Annotated in this window: 19 protein-coding genes; 9 read left to right on the plus strand and 10 right to left on the minus strand. The window is 60.7% G+C overall.

Annotation, left to right across the window (positions count from 1 at the left end; genetic code table 11):
• Window positions 1-62 precede the first annotated feature (62 nt).
• Complete coding sequence (locus LWH94_RS02790; protein WP_232901181.1) at window positions 63-614, minus strand: chorismate--pyruvate lyase family protein; 552 nt, start codon at window positions 612-614, stop codon at window positions 63-65.
• Window positions 595-1152, minus strand: a complete 558-nt coding sequence (locus LWH94_RS02795) for a hypoxanthine-guanine phosphoribosyltransferase (RefSeq protein ID WP_232901182.1) — start codon at window positions 1150-1152, stop codon at window positions 595-597. The genes LWH94_RS02790 and LWH94_RS02795 overlap by 20 nt, the downstream gene beginning before the upstream one ends.
• 191 nt (window positions 1153-1343) lie before the next feature.
• On the opposite strand from LWH94_RS02795, the gene rubA reads away from it, so the two are divergent.
• The 3 genes from rubA (at window position 1344) to tesB (ending at window position 3636) form a co-directional block, all read left to right on the plus strand.
• Window positions 1344-1511 (plus strand): rubredoxin RubA, encoded by a 168-nt coding sequence (rubA, locus tag LWH94_RS02800; protein ID WP_022988488.1) that lies wholly within the window; start codon window positions 1344-1346, stop codon window positions 1509-1511.
• 16 nt (window positions 1512-1527) lie between these two features.
• On the plus strand, window positions 1528-2685 hold the full coding sequence (locus LWH94_RS02805) for an NAD(P)/FAD-dependent oxidoreductase (RefSeq protein WP_232901183.1): 1158 nt from the start codon (window positions 1528-1530) through the stop codon (window positions 2683-2685).
• A gap of 90 nt (window positions 2686-2775) precedes the next feature.
• A complete protein-coding gene (gene tesB, locus LWH94_RS02810) occupies window positions 2776-3636 on the plus strand; it encodes an acyl-CoA thioesterase II (protein WP_232901184.1) in 861 nt (286 codons plus the stop codon).
• Here tesB and LWH94_RS02815 read toward each other — a convergent pair.
• The 3 genes from LWH94_RS02815 to LWH94_RS02825 form a co-directional block, all read right to left on the minus strand.
• On the minus strand, window positions 3603-6149 hold the full coding sequence (locus LWH94_RS02815; RefSeq protein WP_232901185.1) for an EAL domain-containing protein: 2547 nt from the start codon (window positions 6147-6149) through the stop codon (window positions 3603-3605). The two genes, tesB and LWH94_RS02815, sit on opposite strands and share 34 nt — an antisense overlap.
• 107 nt (window positions 6150-6256) lie before the next feature.
• Window positions 6257-6703: a flavodoxin gene (locus LWH94_RS02820; protein WP_094624943.1), complete on the minus strand. Its 447-nt coding sequence runs from the start codon at window positions 6701-6703 to the stop codon at window positions 6257-6259.
• 69 nt (window positions 6704-6772) lie between these two features.
• Window positions 6773-7876, minus strand: a complete 1104-nt coding sequence (locus LWH94_RS02825) for a GGDEF domain-containing protein (RefSeq protein ID WP_232901186.1) — start codon at window positions 7874-7876, stop codon at window positions 6773-6775.
• A 191-nt stretch (window positions 7877-8067) separates the two neighbouring features.
• Between LWH94_RS02825 and LWH94_RS02830 the strand changes: the two genes are divergently transcribed.
• Both LWH94_RS02830 and LWH94_RS02835 read left to right on the plus strand, forming a co-directional pair.
• Window positions 8068-9633: an inorganic phosphate transporter gene (locus tag LWH94_RS02830; RefSeq protein ID WP_232901187.1), complete on the plus strand. Its 1566-nt coding sequence runs from the start codon at window positions 8068-8070 to the stop codon at window positions 9631-9633.
• Between the two features lie 102 nt (window positions 9634-9735).
• Window positions 9736-10002, plus strand: coding sequence for a hypothetical protein (locus tag LWH94_RS02835; protein WP_036219157.1), 267 nt, complete (start codon window positions 9736-9738; stop codon window positions 10000-10002).
• Window positions 10003-10194: 192 nt separating this feature from the next.
• Here the strand turns inward: LWH94_RS02835 and panP are convergent, their stop codons facing one another.
• The 4 genes from panP to LWH94_RS02855 all read right to left on the minus strand — a co-directional run bounded on the left by panP (window position 10195) and on the right by LWH94_RS02855 (window position 15032).
• Window positions 10195-11889, minus strand: coding sequence for a pyridoxal-dependent aspartate 1-decarboxylase PanP (gene panP / locus LWH94_RS02840; RefSeq protein ID WP_036219155.1), 1695 nt, complete (start codon window positions 11887-11889; stop codon window positions 10195-10197).
• 182 nt (window positions 11890-12071) lie between these two features.
• A complete protein-coding gene (locus tag LWH94_RS02845) occupies window positions 12072-12419 on the minus strand; it encodes a DUF503 domain-containing protein (protein WP_058341978.1) in 348 nt (115 codons plus the stop codon).
• 289 nt (window positions 12420-12708) lie between these two features.
• Window positions 12709-14400 carry an isovaleryl-CoA dehydrogenase gene (locus tag LWH94_RS02850; RefSeq protein WP_232901188.1) on the minus strand — a complete coding sequence of 564 codons (1692 nt, stop codon included), beginning with the start codon at window positions 14398-14400 and terminating at the stop codon, window positions 12709-12711.
• A gap of 2 nt (window positions 14401-14402) precedes the next feature.
• Window positions 14403-15032 carry a TetR/AcrR family transcriptional regulator gene (locus tag LWH94_RS02855; protein ID WP_094624949.1) on the minus strand — a complete coding sequence of 210 codons (630 nt, stop codon included), beginning with the start codon at window positions 15030-15032 and terminating at the stop codon, window positions 14403-14405.
• Window positions 15033-15304: 272 nt separating this feature from the next.
• Here LWH94_RS02855 and LWH94_RS02860 point away from each other — a divergent pair, with 272 nt between their 5' ends.
• The 4 genes from LWH94_RS02860 (at window position 15305) to LWH94_RS02875 (ending at window position 20251) form a co-directional block, all read left to right on the plus strand.
• On the plus strand, window positions 15305-15526 hold the full coding sequence (locus LWH94_RS02860) for a hypothetical protein (protein WP_094624950.1): 222 nt from the start codon (window positions 15305-15307) through the stop codon (window positions 15524-15526).
• A 175-nt stretch (window positions 15527-15701) separates the two neighbouring features.
• Window positions 15702-16733, plus strand: a complete 1032-nt coding sequence (hemB, locus tag LWH94_RS02865; RefSeq protein ID WP_232901189.1) for a porphobilinogen synthase — start codon at window positions 15702-15704, stop codon at window positions 16731-16733.
• A 40-nt stretch (window positions 16734-16773) separates the two neighbouring features.
• Entirely contained in the window at window positions 16774-18915 is a 2142-nt protein-coding gene (gene ppk1, locus LWH94_RS02870) for a polyphosphate kinase 1 (RefSeq protein WP_232901190.1), read from the plus strand.
• Window positions 18916-18958: 43 nt separating this feature from the next.
• Entirely contained in the window at window positions 18959-20251 is a 1293-nt protein-coding gene (locus LWH94_RS02875) for a DUF945 family protein (RefSeq protein ID WP_232901191.1), read from the plus strand.
• A gap of 76 nt (window positions 20252-20327) precedes the next feature.
• Here the strand turns inward: LWH94_RS02875 and coaD are convergent, their stop codons facing one another.
• On the minus strand, window positions 20328-20810 hold the full coding sequence (coaD, locus tag LWH94_RS02880; RefSeq protein ID WP_022988472.1) for a pantetheine-phosphate adenylyltransferase: 483 nt from the start codon (window positions 20808-20810) through the stop codon (window positions 20328-20330).
• Between the last annotated feature and the right edge of the window lie 105 nt (window positions 20811-20915).

Genomic DNA, 20915 nt, shown 5'->3' on the forward strand with positions numbered 1-20915 from the left:
GGGTCAGGTGCGTGGCAAACACCGGATTATAGCCAGCCCGGGCCCGGGGGTTAAACCGAAGCTTACCGGTACAGCACCGGCAACAGGTATTCACCCACCATCAAGGCGTTGTTGCCGTGGTGGAACAGGGAGCGCCGGGCCAGCCGGGGCTGAAGCGGATGATCGGGCAGGCACAGGCCGGTTTCCAGCGGCCCCCGTGACCAGTCCGGGCTGCTGAACAGAAAGGCACCGAGGGGCTTGTTGCCCAGGTGGCGCAGCTGCCTGCCCTTGCCTTCAAAACACTGGTGGGGGATGACCGTGCGGGCCAGGACCCAGGGCTGGCCATCGCCGCACAGGCGGACTTCGCGGATCCAGGCCTGTTGCCGGGGCTGCAGCCCGAGCCGGCGAACCTCTTCCGGGAACGGCGTGGCGTAGCCTTCGCGCGCGACTTCCACATGGAAGCTCTCGAGGCACCGGTGCTTCAGGGCCTGGGTGAAAGACCCCTCCACCTGCAGCCAGTAGCGGGCCGGGCCGTGAACCTCCGGGTTGCGCAGCCCGGCCGCAGCCAGCGACCGGTACCAGCGGGTAGGCGGGATCTTCAGGCTGTTTTCCCGGTCAGAGTCCTTTGACAGCATAGATGCCGGGGGCGTTACGCCAGTAACCTTTGTAGTCCATGCCGTAGCCGAACAGGAAGCGGTCTTCAACGCAGAGGCCGGTGAAGTCGGCTTTCAGGCCCGGACGGGCCTTGCGTTCGTGAATCTTGTCGACCAGTACCGCGGTCAGCACTTCCCGGGCGCCGTGGGCCAGGCAGTAGTCAGCGATGGCGCACAGGGTGGTGCCTTCATCCAGGATGTCGTCGACAATCAGCACCGTGCGGTCTTTCATGTCGGATTCCGGCTGGAGTTTCCACTCGAGGATGCCGCCGGTGGTTTCCTGGCGGTAGCGGGTGGCGTGCAGGTATTCCGCCTGCACCGGGAATTTGAGGCGGGGCAACAGCTGGCCGGTTGTGATCAGGCCACCGTTCATAACGCAGAACAACAGCGGGTTACTGTCTTTCAGGCGATCGGTGATGGCCGAGGCCATGGTGTCGATGGCGGCACTTACCTGTTGTTCGTCTACCAGGCAGTCGGCTTCAGCCATGACCTGGTTCATTTCGGCGACGGTATCGGTCATAACGGTCGGTCCTGTCGTAAAACCGGCGATTATACCGAACCGGTTGCCCTGAAGGGAGGGGCAGATGGTGAACGGACTATCTGTAATCATGCCTATTGGCACAAAACCCGGACAACCGGCGTCTCGCGTGGCATTGGTCACAGACCGGGTGGAGGGTATTATGGCGCACGGAATTTTAATGGAGAGCAAGTATGAAGAAGTGGCAGTGTGTAGTGTGTGGCCTGATTTACGACGAAGCTGAAGGCTGGCCGGAAGACGGCATCGAGCCGGGCACGAAGTGGGAAGATGTGCCGGATGACTGGGTATGCCCGGACTGTGGCGTGGGCAAGGAAGACTTCGAGATGATCGAAATCGGCTGATTAACGGAGCAGGACTATGACCGACCAGGCACCGATTGTAATAGTAGGCACCGGATTGTCCGGATACTCGCTGGTGCGGGAACTGCGCAAGCTGGATAAAACCACTCCGGTGGTGATGGTAACCGCAGACGACGGCGTGAATTACTCCAAGCCGATGCTGTCCACCGGCTTTACCAAGGGTAAGGATGCCGAAGGGCTGGCCCAGGGCGACACCGAGGCAATGGCCGAACAGCTGTCGGTGGACATTCGCACCTACAGCACTGTGACCGGTATTGATACCGGTGCCCGCGAGCTGGTGCTGGGCGACGAGCGGCTGGCCTACAGCAAACTGGTGCTGGCCTGGGGTGCGGATGTGATCCGCCTGGGCCTGGACGGTGATGGCCTGGACCGGGTCTATTCCATCAACGACCTGCTGGATTACCGGGCGTTCCGCAAGGCCCTGGAAGGTGGCAAGCGGGTGGCCATCATTGGGGCGGGGCTGATCGGCTGTGAATTTGCCAACGACCTGCGCAACGGCGGTTATGAGGTGGATGTGATAGCCCCTGACGCCGCCGTTATGCCCAGTTTGCTGCCGGAGGCGGCCGCCAACGCCGTGCAGCAGGAGTTGCAGGCCCTGGGCGTGAACTTTCACCTAGGCACGGTGGTACAGCGGGTGGATCGCGACGGGCAGGGCGTAAAGCTGGCGCTGGCCAACGGCGACACCCTGGCGGCAGACCTGGTGGTTTCGGCGGTCGGTCTGCGGCCACGCACCGAGCTGGCCCGGGCTGCGGGTATTGAAGTCGGCCGCGGCATTGTGGTTAACCGGGCCCTGGAGACGTCGGCACCGGATGTCTATGCCCTGGGTGACTGCGCCGAGGTAGACGGCCAGGTGTTGCTGTATGTATTGCCGTTGATGGCCTGTGCCCGCGCCCTGGCGAAAACCCTCACGGGTGAACGCACTGAGGTGAGCTACGGTGCCATGCCGGTGATGATCAAAACTCCTTGTTGTCCCACAGCAGTGTGCCCGCCACCGGCCGGTGGCGAAGGCGAATGGGACATCGAGCAGGAGGGTTCAGACGTGAAAGCCCGTTTCCTGTCGCCATCGGGCGAGGTGCTCGGCTTTGCGGTGACCGGTCGGTTTGCCGTGGAAAAACAGGCGTTGTCGCGGGAAGTGCCGCCCATCCACAGTGACTGAGCGTTGCGAAATTGTTTCACCTGAGGTAGAAATTCTTTCGTAAGCTAAGGAGCTGGCCGCTGGCTCCTGACCAAAACAACAGGAGCATGCATGCTGGAAATAACCCGGAAGCTGATTGATTTGCTGGATTTGTCGCCCATCGGAGATGACCATTTTCAGGGTGACAGTGAGGATCTCGGCTTTCCCCATGTGTTTGGCGGCCAGGTGCTTGGCCAGGCGTTGATGGCGGCCAGCCGTACCGTTGAAGGCCGGTTGTGCCATTCATTGCACGCCTACTTCCTGCGCCCCGGCAACCACAGCATGCCGATTGATTATGAGGTTCAGCGGGTTCGCGATGGCGGCACATTTTCGGTGCGCCGGGTCATTGCCCGCCAGGACGGCAAGGAAATCCTGACCGGTTCCATGTCATTCCAGGTGGCCGAGGAAGGGCTCAGCCACCAGTTCCCGATGCCGGAAGCGCCAGCACCGGAAACCCTGAAATCCGAACAGGAACTGGGTCAGTTGCTGGTGGACCAGGTGCCGGAGAAGCTTCGGGACCTGCTCACCCGGGACCGGCCCATCGAGATCCGCCCGGTGAACCCCGGCAACCCGCTCAAACCGGAGAAACAGCCGCCTTACCGCCAGAACTGGTTCCGGGCTCTGGGGCCACTGCCGGATGATCCGGTCTTGCACCGCTGCCTGCTGACCTACGCGTCGGATTTCTCCTTTCTGGGCACCTCCATGGCACCCCACGGCCGCACGTTCATGAACCGGAACATGCAGGTAGCCAGCCTGGACCATGCCATCTGGTTCCACCGGGACTTCCGGATGGACGAATGGCTGCTGTACGACAAGGACAGCCCCAGTGCCTCCGGCGGTCGTGGTTTCAATCGGGGTAATTTCTTCACCCGGGATGGCGTACTGGTGGCTTCGACCACTCAGGAAGCGTTGATCCGGGAACGGCAGGGCTGATCTGCCAGCCAGTCGATAATGCGATCAAAAGGTTGCGGCCGGGCCAGGATATAACCCTGAACCAGGTCGCAGCCCATGCTCTCCAGCAGCTTCAGGGTTTTTTCACTCTCCACACCCTCCGCCACCACGGTGTAGCCCAGGCTGTGGCACATCTCGATGGTGGTGCGCACGATGACCCGGTCCTCCTCCCGCTCTGCCAGCTCGGTGATCAGTGAGCGGTCGATCTTGATCTCGCTGGCGGGCAGCTGCTTGATGTAAGACAGCGAGGAATAGCCGGAGCCGAAGTCATCAATGGACAAGGGGATGCCTGCGGCATTGATGGCTTTCAGGGCTTTCAGGGAGTTGGCCGGGTCCTGCATCATGGAGGTTTCCGTCACCTCGAAGGCCAGCTCTCCGGCGGAGCACTGATAGCTCTGCATTATTCGTTGCACAAACACCGGGAAGTCCGGTTCCCGCAGGTTGTTGGGGGAAATGTTGACGGCGATACGAGTCGGAGCGCCCTTTGCCGCCAGCTTTTCCCGTATTTCCAATGCTTCCCGCAGCACCCAGCGGGTGAGCGGTTTGATCAGGCCGGTTTGCTCGGCCAGTTCGATCACTTCATGGGGCGGGACTTGCCGCTCCCGGTCCGGCCAGCGGATCAGGGCCTCGAAGCCGGTAATGTCTCCGCTTTTCAGGCACTGCTTGGGTTGCAGGTACAGGGTCAGCTGGTTCAGCTCCAGTGCCTGCCGAAGCTCGGACACCAGGGTCAGCCGTTCGGCGCTGTAGGAATCCTTCGACGGCTTGTAATAGGCCACACCCCGTTCCCTGGCCCGTTCCGAACCTTCGGCAATGACGGCTCGCCGGATCAGGGTGTTCACGTCCGTGCCATGATCGGGGTAGATGGCCACCCCCAGCTGGGGGGTGAGCGGTATCTGCATGCCCAGGAAGTCAATGGGCTGGCGGATAACTTCGATATCCCTGAGTACGTGGCGGGGTACGGATTCTGTGCGGTCAGCGTAACTGATCAGCGCGAAGGTTTGCGGGTCCAGGCTGGCCAGGTAGAAGTCCCGGCCCTCGCTCTGTTCTATGGCGACAATGCCGGGCACCTTACGGGTGACATCGTTGAACTGCCGTGATGCCAGTTCCAGTATCCGGTCGGTATTGCGGTGCCCGAGCGTCTTGGTCACGGCATACAGGTTGTTCAGGTGAATGACTGCAATGCCCAGCCGTTGCTTCGGGTTGCGGCGGATCAGTTCGCTCATCCGCAGCTCGAAACTGCTGCGGTTGGGTAGCCCGGTCAGCGGGTTGTGCAGGGCCTGGTCCATCAACTGCAGTTCCGCGTTACGGCGGGCTTCCAGTGCGTGCAGTTCCGCTTCCCGCGAGTGCAGGCGGTCCTGCCGTTCCCGGTAGATCCGGATTGCCAGGGCCAGGCTGAGCAGCATGGCTTCCAGGGCCGAGCCCAGTTCCATGCCGTAGGAGGTAATAAAGCTGTTGGGAATCCAGCCGTATTTGTTGGCGGCCGTGATCGCGCTGCCGAGGGTCAGTGCCGCCCAGGCCAGGGTGTAGTACATGGCCTGGGGGTTGCCCCTGAGCCACTGCAGGGGGCCGATAAAGGTCAGCAGCAGCGAGCTTGGAATCACCAGGGCCACGCTCAGGCGCATACCGGTGTTGTAATCGATGAACAGGTTGGCCGCCGCCATGGCCAGGTTCAGGGCCAGCACTGCCAGTACCAGGCGATCCATTTTCGGGCTGACCTGTTTAAGCCGTAAAAACGCCCTGGAGAACATTAGGGTGCAACTCATGGCCAGGGGCACAATCATCGCCATGGCCCGGTTCTGTATGGTCGGACTTTCCGGCCACAGTAGCTGGTAGGTAATACCGTTCAGTCCGCCCACCAGCAACAGGTAGCCGAGGGTGGAGAGCACATAGAACAGGTAAACGGCTTCTTTCAGGGCGATAAAGACAAACAGGTTGAAGCAGATAACGGCAATCAGAATGCCGTAATAAACGGCGTGGAGCTGGCTTTCAACGGAGGCCTTTTCGAAATAGCTTCTGTTGTTCCAGAGCCGCAGTGGTGCCTGCATGGCACCTTCTGTCTGTATCCGCAGTAACACCTGGTAATTGCCGCCAGGCGCCAGTTGCAGGGGGAACAGGAAATGGGGGTGTTGTACCGGCCGCTCGGAAAAGGGCATACGGTCGCCGGTTATTACTTCCCGCAGTAACCGGTTGTCTTTAAACAGATAGAAGCCGATAGCGTCGAGCTGAGGATAGCTGATTTCCAGCAGGTTGCTGTTGCTTGCGTCGGTCACCGGGAACCGGAGCCAGATCTGGTCCCGGATATAGCCAAAATTGGGGGTCTGGTCCGGCAGCCTCTGCCATTGATCCGAGGCCATGACTTCGCTGGCGGTGACGCTGGCATCCGGGGCCAGGCGCAGATACTCCATTTCCGGAATATAGGAAGCCGGTGCCGCATGGAGGTGAAGCGACAAAGTCAGCAAAGCTGTCAACGCTGCCAGAAGCCGGGCCAGTTTCATCAGGATCTGTTGTTACCGTTATTATCGTTATGGGTCGAGTATGGCCTGTCGCTGCGGGTGGCTCAAGGGCAGCCAGACAGAGTTTTGGCAACTCGTGTAAATAATAGTCAGATTCCGTTAACCCAGTCTTTGACCCAGGGCAGGGCTTCGGCTTCCGGCTCCAGGGTTTCCAGCGCGTCTATGCGCAGGGTTTCCCCCACCTTGCGGGCCGCGGTTTCGTACAGGGCTTCTTCCATCAGGTCGCCGGCGCCGCAGAAGGTGTCACCGTAGGAGCTGTCGCCCAGCACGATAATGCCGAAAGGGCGACCGGGCTGCTGTGGCAGTTGTTCCCGCAGCGCCAGGTAAAACGGCAGCAGGTTGTCAGGGATTTCCCCCTGGCCGGTAGTAGAGGTGCAGACCAGCAGGGCGTCGTCATTGCCGGTGATGTCTTCCAGGGCCGGGGTCTCCAGCACGGTCACCTGGTGCCCTTCGGCTTCAAGCTCTTCCTTGATCTTGCGGGCGGTCAGCAGGGCGCCGCCGTAAACACTGCCGGTGAGTATTCGAATTGCTGCCATGTTACTGCCTTATGTCTGTTCAGGTCTCTGCATTGCCGGCAGAGATGGTAATGCGGCAATGGGCCGCGCTCAAGCCGGGCTTTCCGCAGCGGGCTGGCTGTCCTGGCTGCGCACCCTGGGGGCGATGCGGTTGCGGCCATCTTCCTTGGCGCTGTACAGGTTGATGTCGGCCAGCTTCAGAAGTTCGTTGACAGATCCGGCCTTGGAAATCGAGCAGACGCCGGCACTGATGGTCACCGGCAGGATCTGCTCCTGGTGGCGGAACTCGGTGGCCGCCACTTCCGCACGCAATCGCTCGGCCAGGGTCAGGGCCTGCAGCAGGGTGGTGTCGGGCAGCAGGATCAGGAATTCCTCACCGCCCCAGCGCGCCGCGATATCCGTTTGCCGGATCACCTTGCGCACCAGGCTGGCAAAGTGCCGGAGGGCGGCATCGCCGGCATCGTGGCCGAAATCGTCGTTGACCCGTTTGAACAGGTCCAGGTCGATCAGCACCACGGAAAAGTGGTGCCCGGAGCGCTGGTAGCGGGAAAACTCGGCGGCAAGGCGGTTGTGCATATCCCGCCGGTTGGCCAGGCCGGTAAGCTCATCGGTACGCGCGGCTTTTTCATGGCTTTCGGCCAGTTTCAGCAGTTTGTTTCGGGCCTGAAGACGGCCGGCCTCCAGCACAAAGCAGAAAATGGATTCGAAGGTGAGGGTGGCAAAAAAGCGTATCTTGAAGTCAGTGGAGTATTCGGCGGCTACTCCGGGCAGGTTGGGAAACTGGAATACGATGATCGCCAGCAGATAGCAGAACAGCAGGATGGCGGTGCCGCCCTTCAGGCTGGTGAGGAAAAACAGTAGCGGAGGGAACACGTAGAACCACAGGGGGCCGGTGTTGCCTTCGCCACCCGAGGCGATCAGGTAGGCAAACAGCAGGGCAACGGTAATCAGCAGTCCCGCCTTCTGCGCCAGCCGGTTACCCGTCCGGAAATACCAGAGCATATTGGCCAGCACCGGTATATTGAACAGCCAGAGCACGATGGCATGGGTGTGATGGTCGGCGAACCAGGCCTTGAGGCCGATGCCGGTGAGGAACAGCAGGGCCATGGCCGATAACCCGTTCAACAGGAGTGAAATCTGCTGTTCTTCGTGCTCGGAAGATATGATCTGGTTGTGTCGGTAGCTGGCCGTCATCTTGTGTTGTTCTTTTTGACAGGTTTTTGCCAAGTATGCGCCAAAAAACCGCGGCTTTGGAGTGATGTCCGTCCGGTTTGTGATCTTTAGCCTCCATGACAGTTCGGTTTCAATTTTATGATAAAAATTTTATAGTTTGCGCGCGGCAAAATTGCCTGGACTCATTCCGTTCACAAGAGACTCGATTGTTTATGGCCCGTTCCAGCAGCTTTCTGGATAACCTTCTCAGCAGCCCCTCCACGGAACGGTACAGGGTTGGTTTCAGTGTTCTGTTCCTGCTCTGTGTCTGGTTGATTGTCGGCTCTTTCAGTCAGGGATTACCCAACAGCATGTTGCTGATGGCCGCAGCGGTCATCGGTGGTTATATGGCCATCAATATCGGTGCCAATGACGTAGCCAACAACGTGGGCCCCGCGGTGGGTTCCGGTGCCTTGTCGCTGGGCGCCGCCGTGTTGCTGGCGGCGGTGTTCGAGGCAGCCGGCGCGCTGATTGCCGGTGGCGACGTGGTCTCTACCATCAAGGGCGGCATTATTGACCCTACCACCCTGGAAGATCCCCGCGCCTTTGTCTGGCTGATGACGGCAGCTTTGCTGGCCGGCGCACTTTGGCTGAACCTGGCCACCTGGATGGGCGCGCCGGTTTCCACGACCCACTCTATTGTGGGCGGTGTGCTGGGAGCCGGTATCGCGGCCGGTGGCTGGGCCATCGCCGACTGGGGTGTGATGGGCAAGATTGCGGCCAGCTGGGTGATCTCTCCGGTATTGGGTGGTGCCCTGGCGGCGCTGTTCCTGTTTGCCATCAAGAAAACCGTGCTGTACCGGCAAAACCTGGTGTCGTCGGCCCGCACCTTTGTGCCCGTCCTGGTATCGATCATGGCCTGGGCGTTCACAACCTACCTGATGCTCAAGGGCGTGAAGAAAATCGTAAAGGTGGACTTCCTGTCGGCGTCGATCATGGGCCTGGTGGTGGCTGCCGTGGTGTGGTTCATCATGCGTAACCTGGTGAGCCGTCGTGCCGCGACCATGGAAAACAGTTCCAAGGGCGTGAACACGCTGTTCACCTGGCCGCTGATCTTTGCCGCCGCGTTGCTCAGCTTTGCCCACGGTGCGAACGACGTCGCCAACGCCATCGGGCCGCTGGCTGCGATCAACGATGCTATTCGCGCCGGTGGTGGCGTGGTGACCTCTGCCAGCATTCCGCTGTGGGTCATGATGGTGGGTGCGCTCGGCCTGGCCGTTGGCCTGATGCTATTCGGCCCGCGCCTGATCAAGACCGTGGGCAGCGAGATTACCGAGCTGGACAAGACCCGGGCCTTCTGTATCGCCCTGTCTGCGGCACTGACGGTAATCCTCGCGTCCCAGCTGGGCCTGCCGGTCAGTTCAACCCATATTGCTATCGGTGGCGTGTTCGGTGTGGGCTTCCTGCGGGAGTACCTGAAGTCCAACTACGCGAGCCAGCTGCACAAGATGATCGAGCACCATGACCCGGCGGACCAGGAGCGCCTGAAGCCGTTCCTGGACGATTTCCGCAACGCCTCTGTGGAGGAAATGGAAAAGCTGCTCAAGCAAGCGAAGAAGAGAAAGGAGCAGGTGCCGCTGTCCAAGTCCGAGCGCAAGCGCCTGAAGAAGATTTACAAGGAAGAGATGGTCAAGCGCTCCCACCTGGTGAAGATTGCCGCAGCCTGGATTATCACCGTGCCGGCGTCCGCCCTGATGGCCGCGTTCCTGTTCTTCGCCCTGCGGGGTTTGATGGTTTAATGCCGGGCGGGGCTGGTTAGCGCCCCGCGGTTTGGCCATACTATGAGCATCAGGCCCTGTGCGGGCCGTTTTGCTTCAACGCTATTTTTCAGGGAGTCAGGAATGAGTTCATCTTCCGAGAGCCGTCAGGCCAGAATGATTGAAGAGTTACGGGTGTTTATCAAGAAGGTGATGAGCGAGCCGACCATCGCCGTAAAGTCCATGGAGATTGCCCGTAAGTACAAGGGTGAGCCCAATGCTGACGAGTTGATTGCCCGCGAGATCAGCGCCAACACTACGATCCGTATTCCGGAGACCTGGAGTGAGGCGGACAAGATGTTCCTGGAGATCCTGCACGAGGTGCTGGATGACGAAGAGGCCCTGTATTAAAGCTTAGCCAGGTGCAGGGCAGGGTGTGCGAGGAGCTGTTCAAAAACCGCTCCTTCGGCACATCCCTGTGGCGCTTCTGCTCCGCCATCCCTGGCTCCGCAAATTTTTGAACAGCTCCTCGCACACCCCGCCCCGGGCATAGTTCATACCGTCATCGCACCAGCTACTTCCCATCTTAATGAATGAGCCGTATTATCCCTGAGCTGACTTCAGCCTGGGTTTTGCCTTTGATGGTCGGGGGCTCAATACGGCTTCTGCCATCTGATGCAGGATGGCGATCTCATCGGCAATGCCGTCTTCCTTCGACAATTCCCGCTGTTCCTTCAGGATGTCTGCCAGGATCTCCGGCGTTGTTAGCGGGTTAGCCAACACCACCCGAAACACGATGCACGGGAAGTGGTAATAGCGGGCCGGTTCCAGTCGGGTTCGGGATACGAATGCTTTGCCGCGTTCCCGCTGGGTTTTCTGGATGAACTTGGTGATGCGGTTCAGGCAGGTGTTCATTTTCTCTGCCTGCAGTTCGTCTGCGATGGCCAGGGCCTGTTGAACCGGTTCCGGGCAGTAGCGGTAGGTCAGGATGTTGAGTTCCGGACGGGTGATGAGTTCGAAGTCCGGTTGTTCGTCGATCATGCCAGCGAAGGTCCTGGCTTTTTCGATGCCCTGGTTGATCAGGATTTCGTAGCCTTCCCGGGCCAGGATTTTCAGGCCGGAGTGGATCAGCATGGCCATGCCCGGGCGGGAGCCTTCGAGGGTGGTGCTGCCGAGGTCTCTTGAGCCTTTACGGATGATGTACTGGGCGTGGTGTTCTACCGCGCTGGCCAGGCTGGGGTCTTTGAACACGACCAGGCCGGCACCCATGGGCACGTACAGCTGTTTGTGGGCGTCGAAGGTGACGGAGTCGGCCTGTTCTATGCCCCGCAGCAGGTGTTTGTAGGTGCGGGAGAACAGGGTGGGGCCACCCCAGGCGGCGTCTACGTGGAAGTGGGCGCCGAATTCACGGGCTATGTCGGCCATGCTGTCCAGCGGGTCCACTGTGCCGGTTTCGGTGGTGCCTGCTACACCGCAGATGGCCATGACCTTGATTTTCTGTTTCTGCAGTTCCAGGCACTTGTCGCGCAGGGCGTCTGGCAGGATGCGGTTGTATTCGTCGGTCTCTACCGGCACCAGGGCATCGCGGCCCAGGCCCAGCACGTCAGCGGCTTTGCGTAGGGAGTAGTGGCCGCGTTTGGAGACGACGATGGCGGCGCCTTCGTAGCCGTAGTATTTCAGGGCCCGGAACAGGCCTTCTTCGTGCAGGCCGCGGAAGCTGCCTTCGGCGGGGAAGGCGCGGTTGCGGGCAACCCACAGGGCGGTCAGGTTGGCGATGGTGCCGCCGGAGCACATGGCACCCAGGGCGTGCCGGGGGTCGTGCATCCATTTCCGGTAGAAGGAGCCGTCCTGCTGGTACACCAGCCGGTGGATCATGCCCAGTACCTGGCGCTCCATGGGGGTGAAGGCCTTGGAGGTTTCGGTTTTGACCAGGTTCTGGTTCAGGGCAATCATGATTTTTGACAGCGGCAGCATGAAGTAAGGCAGTGCCGATGTCATATGACCGATAAAGGCCGGTGAGGCGGTGTGTACGGAGTTGGCGACCAGTTTGTCGAGCAGGAACTGGGCCTGTTCTGAGACGAACACGGGTTTTTCCGGGATCACATAGTCGGAGAAGTCTTTTTCGACTTCCGAGAGATCCCGTTCAACGGCAACGATGTGCTCCTGCAGGAACCCGGCCAGGTTGCTGGAGATATTCTGGTCGATACGGCTGAGCGTGGATTCCGGGGCTTCGGGCACCGTGAACACGCGATACATTGCCTCGACCGAGGCCTGGGCGGATTTTTTCTTTCCGGTCATAGCACCACACACACTCAGGGGTTGTCCGCGGGTCGGTTCCGGAAACCCGGCGGACGGGGCCGGGCTGGGCCCGACATTGAATTTGGTGGCCCGCCGGCAGGCAGGTCATCTACTCCTTGAGGGGCCGTAGTATAAGGCCTGTGCGGGTTTGACGCTATGCCCCGGGGCTTTCGGGGCGTGGCTCAGAGGATTTCCCGGTGGATGTCGAGGATGGGGGCGTCTATGCGCTCCTGTATGTCTTTTTCGACCTGGTCGAGGCGCTGGGTGATTTGCTGGGCGCTGGCGCCCAGGGCGGCGATGGTCCAGGTGGCGCAATCCAGGGCTTCGTGGTCGGCGGTTTCAGCCACAGCCAGGTCGGGTTCTTTGCCCCAGATGGCTTTCATGGCGGTGAAAGCTTTGCGTTTGGCTTTTATGTCTTCGCAGCCGTAGAGCTGGAAGTGCAGGGTCAGGACGCCTACGTGGGGGGTGATGTCCTGGTGCTGTTGTGGGGTTTTGCCTTCTTTCAGCAGTTTTCTCAGGGCTTCTGACATGGTCTGGTTCCGCGTGTTGGTGCAGGAACCGGCGGGGGATGGCTTTCCAAAAACCGCTCCTTCGGCACCCCTGCGGGGTCCGGCCCACAATCGTAGATTGTGGTCGTTCGGCTGTCGCATGAAGCTTTGCTTCATAAGCGCTCGGCCGAACCCATGTGGCGCTTCTGCTCCGCCATCCATGGCTCCGCAAATTTTTGGAAAGCCATCCCCCGCCGGTTCACAAACCTCGCAAGGGGAGTCTCTTCAGCCGGCTGCCATCTGTCTGGTGCGCCAGGCTGGCTGGGTTTCCCTAGCCTACTACAGGCGTCCCCCGTTTGATAATCGCTGCCGGGTTGGTGCCGGAGGGCAGGTTGCCGTAGTTCATGCCGCCGTTGTTTTGCAGGCGGGAGGCGCAGAAGGCGTCGGCGACGTCTTTGTCGCCAAAGCGCAGCAGCAGCGAACCCTGCATGGTCAGGGCCATGCGGTCGACCAGGTTTCTGGCGCTGTACTGGAAGTCGCTGATGTCGGCGAAGTCGTGTTGCAGTTGGGCCAGGTATTGGTCGAAGCGGCGGTCGGCGCCTTTGGCTTCGGCGGCTTCTTTGAAGAAGGCGTCGAGGGTTTCGGGTTCTTTCTGCAGGGCGCGCAGGGTGTCGAGGCACTGGACGTTGCCGCTGCCTTCCCAGATGGCGTTGACGGGGGATTCCCGGAACAGGCGGGGCATGATGCAGTCTTCCATGACGCCGCTGCCGCCGATGCATTCCATGGCTTCGTAGGCGTGGTTGGGGGTGCGTTTGCAGATCCAGTATTTGCCGACGGGTGTGGCCAGGCGGGCGAGCAGGCGTTCGTGTTCGTTGTCCTGGTTGTCCATGGCCCGGGCGACCCGCATCGTGTAGGCGAGGGCGGCTTCGTTTTCGATGACCAGGTCGGCCAGGACGTTTTGCATCAGTGGCTGGTCGCTGAGGGTTGCGCCGAAGGCACTGCGGTTGTGGCAGTGGTGTGTAGCCTGGGCGACGGCCTGGCGCATGCCGGCGGCGCTGCCGATCATGCAGTCGAAGCGGGTCATGGCGACCATTTCGATGATGGTTCTTACCCCGCGGCCTTCTTCACCGACCATCCAGGCCAGTGCGCCGCGGATTTCCACTTCGCTGGAGGCGTTGGCGACGTTGCCCATTTTGTTCTTGAGCTGCTGTACCTGCCAGGGGTTCTTGCTGCCGTCCGGGCGCCAGCGGGGCATCAAAAAGCAGGACAGGCCGCTGGTGGTCTGGGCGAGTACCAGGAAGGCGTCGCACATGGGGGCGGAGACGAACCATTTGTGGCCGACCAGTTCGTAGGGCTGGCCGGGGCCTTGCTGGCCTATCGGGTAGGCCATGGTGGTGTTGGCGCGCACGTCGCTGCCGCCCTGTTTTTCGGTCATGGCCATGCCGATGGTGACGGAGGTTTTTTTGCTGTCCGGTACATTTCGGCTGTCGTATTCGTTGGCCAGGATTTTCGGGGCCCAGAGTTTGGCCAGGTCCGGCTGGTTCTGGATCGAAGGTATGGCTGCGAAGGTCATGGTCACCGGGCAGCAATGGGCCGCTTCTACCTGTGAGTGCAGGTAGTACTTGGCGGCGCGGGCAACGTGGGCGCCTTTGCCGGGGTTGGTCCAGGGCGAGCTGTGCAGGCCGTTTTCCAGGGCTACCCGCATGAGTTCGTGGTAGGCCGGGTGGAAGGTGACTTCGTCAATCCGGTGGCCGTAGCGGTCGTGGGTGCGGAAGCCGGGTTTGTTGGCGTTGGCCTGGTTGCCCAGTTCGATGGTGTCGGCCAGGCCGGTCCAGGCCCCGAAGCGGGTGAGGTCGTCGTTGGCGAAGCCTGCGCCTTCCCGCAGAACGGCTTCCCGCAGCGCGGTGTCCTGTTCGTAGAGGTTGTAGTTCTCCAGCGGCTGGGGCTGGTTGATGACCTCATGGGTGGCCGACAGGTAACGGTTGTCGGTGGCGGACTCGGTTTTGCGCTGCGGGTTGTTCATGTTCAGCTCCTGGTGCCGGTCAACCCCCGTAGGCAGAAACAGACGATGGTGTCGACCAGTTCATTGTCATTGTTGTCGTTGTCCGGTAGCTCGCTTGTCTGGGTTGGCGACAACGGGCCTACCAGGGCTTCGGATATCGCGCCCACCAGGCATGTAGCGGCCAGGCGGGTGTTCTGATCAGGGATGGTGCCTTCGGCGATGCCGTCCCGGATGGCTTGTTCAAACAGGTTGGCGTAGGCCCTGCGGTACGCCAGTCGTTCTTCTTCTACTTTCGGGTCCACCGGCTCGGCGATCAGCGCCCAGGCTTTCATCGGGCCTTTCAGGGCCCGTTGGGCGAAATGGCGCAGGGCGTGGTCCAGCCGCTGTACCGCATTGCCTGTTATGGCCAGGGCTTCGGCTACCTTGTCGACTTCGCGCTGGGTCGCCAGCCGGAAAATCTCCGCAAACAGGTCTTCCCGGGATTCGAAATGCCGGTAAATCGTGCCGGTTGCCACGCCGGCGAGGCCGGCAATTCGGGTAACTCGGGCGCTCTGGAAGCCGCCGTCTGCAACGCATTCCCAGGTGCTTTCGATGATCTTCTGGCGCGCCTGGGCTTTGCGTTGGCGCATTTTTTCGGTTTCACGATAAGCCATGCCGGCTCCCTACAAGCAGTGAATCATTATTCATTCTTTGTGTCAATTTGAAGGGCCTGGCATGTACTGGGATTGGCCCTTCAAAATCAATGGCATGCGCCGTGTTACAAAAATTTACAAAAAAGTGGTTGTCAGGAAATAGCGCCGTCAACGAAACCGGATTATAAAGACGCCAAGACGGGGCCGCAGGCGGCCGGCAGTCGAGACGGGGTGCTGCCCGGGAGGGCGTACAGGGCACCTGAAAATCTGTTTTCGTTGATGGAGAAAAGAGCATGAGTGAATTCGACGAAAGCAATCTGGAGCAGTCCGGTAACTGGGGCAGCGACAGTGAGGATAACCATTCTGTTGCCGGCCGTGCCCGGGTAAGGGCCCAGCTGCAGTCAGATATCGAAGCCTTTTTGCAGGGTGGCGGCAAGATCCAGGCAGTGGATACCAGCTTCCGGGCTGATACCCCTCGCAAGGTGGAAGTGGGCTTTAACAACCGTTCCATCTGAGTTCCTTCCCCGATTTCCCTTCTTTACCAGGGCGGCCGGTTTGGCGCCGTCCTGGTTTTTGTCATTGAATTGTCATCTGAGTACTGCAGACTTGCCCCCGGCGCCTGCAACAGGCGGCTCACCGGGTGTATGATGTCATGACTTTCCAAGGCCATCCATGTTCAGGAGGTATTTCATGCCCAAGCCACGCCAGCCGCTTTCCAACCGAGCCTATCCGGCTACCCGTCTGCGCCGCAACCGTGCCAGTGATTTTTCCCGGCGCCTGGTGCGGGAAAACCAGTTGTCGGCGGACAACCTGATCTTCCCGGTGTTTGTGCTCGAAGGCGAGAACCAGCGTGAGGCGGTGCCGTCCATGCCGGGTGTGGAACGACTGAGTATTGACCTGCTGGTCGAGCAGGCGGCGGAGCTGGTTGAGCTGGGCATTCCTGCGGTGGCGCTGTTCCCGGTGGTGCCGGCGGAGAAAAAGAATCTGTCCGGCTCTGGCGCCTGGGATTCCGATGGCCTGGCCCAGCGTGCGGTGCGGGCGCTCAAGAAAGCCCAGCCGGAACTGGGTGTGATTACCGATGTGGCGCTGGACCCGTTCACCACCCATGGCCAGGACGGCATTATTGATAACGACGGTTACGTGCTCAACGACGTGACCGTAGAAGCCCTGGTGAACCAGGCCCTGTCCCACGCCGACGCCGGCGCCGATGTGGTGGCGCCCTCCGACATGATGGACGGCCGGGTAGCCGCCATCCGTGAAGCCCTGGAAGATGCCGGTTATGTGAATACCCGCATTCTGGCCTACTCTGCCAAGTATGCCTCCAGCTATTACGGCCCGTTCCGGGATGCGGTCGGTTCCGCCGCCAATCTGGGCAAGAGCAACAAGTCCACTTACCAGATGGACCCGGCCAATAGCGATGAAGCCATTCACGAGGTGGCCATGGACCTGGCGGAAGGCGCCGATATGGTGATGATCAAGCCGGGTATGCCGTACCTGGACATCGTGCATCGGGTGAAAACCGAACTGCAGGTGCCGACCTTTGTTTACCAGGTCAGCGGTGAGTATGCCATGCACATGGCGGCGGCTCAGAACGGCTGGCTGGATTGCGATGCGGTGATGATGGAAAGCCTGATGGCCATGCGCCGGGCCGGTGCCGATGGCATTCTGACTTATTTTGCCGTGCGCGCTGCGAGACTGATGAGAGACCGCGCGCGGGCGTGACGCAGGCGACCGCCTGCCCAGACAACGGATATGGATAGCGATGACCACTGAAACAGCCAAGCAGACAATCGATGCCGAACTGAGCGTGCCTGCGCCGGTTGAGCTTCCGCCGGTAGGCGAGGAAGTGAACCTGGACGCCAACGAGAACTACTTCAACCGGGAACTGAGCCAGCTGCAGTTCAACTACCGGGTACTGAAGCAGGCGCTGGACACCACGCATCCGCTGATCAACCGGCTGATTTTCTGCTGCATTTTCAGCAGCAACATGGACGAGTTCTTCGAGATCCGGGTGGCGGGCCTGCGTCAGCAAATGAAGTACGGCCGGGAAACCGTGGGTGTGGACGGCATGCAGCCGGACCAGGTGCTGGCGGAGATCAGCCGGGTAGCCCACGAGTACATCCACGAGCAGTACGACATCCTGAACAATGTCCTGATTCCCGAGCTGGAGCAGGAAAACATCCACTTTGTGCGGCGCCGGGAATGGACCCCGGCCCAGGCAGAGTGGGTGCGTACTTACTTTGAAGAAGAGATTCTGCCGGTGGTCAGCCCCATCGGGCTGGACCCGTCACACCCGTTCCCGCGCCTGGTGAACAAGAGCCTGAACTTTATCGTGGAACTGGATGGCAAAGACGCCTTTGGCCGGGAAACCGGCATGGCCATCCTGCCGGCGCCCCGGTCGCTGCCCCGTCTGGTGCGCCTGCCGGATGAAGTCTGCGAAGGTGGTGAGAACCTGGTGTTCCTGTCGTCGATGATCCACGCCCACGCGGATGAGCTGTTCCCGGGCATGGAAGTAAAGGGCTGTTACCAGTTCCGTTTGACCCGTAACGCTGACCTTGAGCTGGAAGATGACCTGGAAGACCTGGCATCGGCCCTGCGCGGCGAGCTACTCAGCCGTCGCTTTGGTGACGGTGTGCGCCTGGAGGTAGCCGATAACTGCCCGGAAGAACTGGTGCAGTTTCTGTTGCGGGAATTCGGGCTGGCCGAGCGTGACCTTTACCAGGTGCACGGCCCGGTGAACCTGACCCGCCTGATGGCCGTGGGTGGCCTGGTAGACCGGCCCGACCTGACCTACTCGAGCTTCTCGCCGTCCATTCCGCGCCAGATCCGCAGCAAGGAATCCATGTTCGATGCCATCCGCAAACGGCCGATCCTGTTGCTGCATCCCTATGAGAATTTCAGCCCGGTGGTAGACCTGCTGCGCCAGGCCGCGAAAGATCCGAATGTGCTGGCCATCAGGCAGACCCTGTACCGGACCGGTGCCGATTCGGAAATTGTCGAAGCGCTGGCCGATGCCGCCCGGCGCGGCAAGGAAGTGACCGTGGTGATCGAGTTGCGGGCCCGTTTCAGCGAGGCGGAAAACCTGGAGCTGGCCAGCCGGTTGCAGGAAGCCGGGGTGATCGTGGTGTATGGCGTGGTGGGCTACAAAACCCACGCCAAGATGATCCTGATTGTGCGCCGGGAAGAAGGTCGCCTGCGTCGCTATGTGCACCTGGGTACCGGTAACTACCACGCCGGCAACGCGAGGCTGTACACCGATTACAGCTTCATGACCTGCGACGAGTCTATTGGCGATGATGTCAACAAGCTGTTCCAGCAGCTGACCGGCATGGGCAAGGCCCTGAAGATCAAGAAGCTGTTCCATGCACCGTTTACCCTGCACAACCGGTTGATCAGCCTGATCGAGCGGGAGGCCAGCTATGGCGACAAGGGCCGGATTATCTTCAAGTTCAACGCCCTGACCGAGCCGCAGATGATCAAGGCCCTTTACCGGGCCTCCCAGGCCGGCGCGAAGGTTGACCTGATTATCCGGGGCATCTGCTGCCTGCGGCCGGAAGTACCGGGGCTGTCGGATAACATCCGGGTGCGTTCGGTGATTGGCCGGTTCCTGGAGCATACCCGGGTGTATTACTTCGGTAATAATGGCCGTCCGGAAGTTTACTGTTCCAGTGCTGACGGCATGGAACGCAACCTGCTGCACCGGGTAGAAACCGCATTCCCGGTGGAAGAGCCGGCACTGGTGGCCCGGTTGCGGGAAGACCTGGATACCTACCTGGCGGATAACTGCCAGGCCTGGGTGCTGCAGCCCGATGGCAGCTATATCCAGAACCAGCCGGCCGAGGGCGAAGAGCCCTTTGCCTCCCAGCTGGTGCTGTTGGAGCGCCTGACCAGCAAGCCGGTCTGAGCCCGGATACAACAATAACTACCTAGATAACAGGACTCTGATTTTGAAATTCAACAAGTGGTTGGTTGCCGGCGGAGTGATTCTGGCCGGAGCCGGCCTCGCGCCCTGGGGCGTGGGCTATGTGACCGAGCAGCAGTGGTTCCGGGCTGCCCTGGAAGTAAACGCTGCCCAGCCGTTTGTGCACCTGGAAACCCAGCAGTATCAGCGTGGTGTGCTGGCCTCCGAAGCCGCTGGCACCCTGACCATTACCGACCCGGCCCGGGGCGACAGTTACCGGATAGGCTTCCGGGTGAAGGTGTCCCACGGGGTGACCGGCAGCCTGATGGATTTCCGCCCGGACGCCGGCTGGCAGCCGGAGGGCGCCAACTGGTTTCGTGGTGAAAAGCCCCGCCTGACCCTGGAAACCCGGGTTTGGGGCTCGGCCACCCTGGTGCTGGAAGCGCCGGCAATGGCGATCGACAACCCGGCATCGGGCGAGTCCCTGCGCAGCAGCGGTGGCCTGGCCAGCATCAGTGTGGGCAGTCTGGGTGAGCAGGCTGATCTGATGCTGGTGTGGCCGGCACTGTCGCTGTCCGGGCCGGAGCTGGATCTGACGGTGGAAGATGCCCACCTGGAGCAAAGCCTGACCTGGTTAAGTGGTGATATCTGGACCGGAACCGGCACCTTGTCGGTGGAGTCCCTGTCGGTACAAAGCCCGGGTGCGGAGCCCGTGGTCCTGGGTGGCCTGGCCATGACCAGTGCCAGCGAGGCGAAAGACCAGGATCGTCGGCTGGATTCAACCCTGGAGCTGGATGTGGCGTCGGTGAGCGTCGGCAGTGACGCATTCGGCCCCCAGCGGATGGCGGTTTCGGTGGATAACCTCGATGTAGCCAGCTGGAATGCCTTCAGTTCGGCCATGACAGACCTGCAGGCGATGACGGTCAAGGCCGGGGCTGGCGGTGGTGCCAGCTTCGAGCAGCAGATGGCGGTGATGCAGCGGTTCAATGAGTCGATCCGTGACCTGGCCGCCGCCGGTTTTTCGGCCGGTATCCGCGAGCTGAGCCTGGAAACGCCGGAAGGGCCGGTGCAGGGCAGCCTGGATATCTCTCATCCGGAATTGGCCGGTGCTGAAAAGGACGCCATGCTGATGGTGATGCAGGGCCTGACCGGCGAGCTGGATTTTTCCATGCCGATGGCACTGGCCGAAGATTATGCTGCGGTGCGCATGCAGGTAGCGCCACTGATCAAGCAGGGTTTGCTGGTTCAGGAGGGTGACCGGCTGGTGATGGGTGGCCGCATGGAAGATCTGGTGCTGGACATCAACGGGCTGCAGATTCCGCTGCCACCGCTGCTTTGATGTCAGACCGCTGCCTGTGCTGGCAGCGGTTCCGCTATTGTTTTCCCGCTTTTGCCTTTCTTCTCGCCAGCCGGGTTCAGGCCTGGCTGAATTTCTGCTTCAGTGCCTCGGCCACCGCCGGATCGACAAATTCCGAGATGTCTCCGCCCAGGGATGCGATTTCCCGGATCAGGGTGGATGAGATGTAGGACAGGTGGTTGGCCGGGGTCAGGAACACGCTTTCGATTTCCGGGGCCAGCCGGCGGTTCATGTCGGCGAGCTGGAATTCATATTCAAAGTCGGAGACTGCGCGCAGGCCACGCAGGATGACGGTGGCGTTCTGTTCCCGCACAAATTCGGCCAGCAGGTTGCTGAAGCCGGTGACGGTTACGTTGGGTACGTGGGCGGTGGCTTTGCGTACCAGTTCGCAGCGTTCTTCGAGGTTCAGTAGTGGCTGCTTTTTCGGGTTGTAGGCGACGGCGACGACGATTTCGTCAAACATGCGGCCGGCCCGTTCGATGAGGTCGGTGTGGCCGTTGGTGATGGGGTCGAAGGTGCCCGGGTAGATGACTTTTGGCATGCGCAGCTCCTTTTGTTTGTGGACGGTAGCATAGCAGGAACCATAGGTGTGCTGTAGTCCGGGACTTTTGGTGTTGGCTGCCTGTTTTGGTGCATCGCGGTATCA

The organism is Marinobacter sp. G11 (assembly GCF_021282325.1).
GTDB classification, from domain to species: domain Bacteria; phylum Pseudomonadota; class Gammaproteobacteria; order Pseudomonadales; family Oleiphilaceae; genus Marinobacter; species Marinobacter vinifirmus.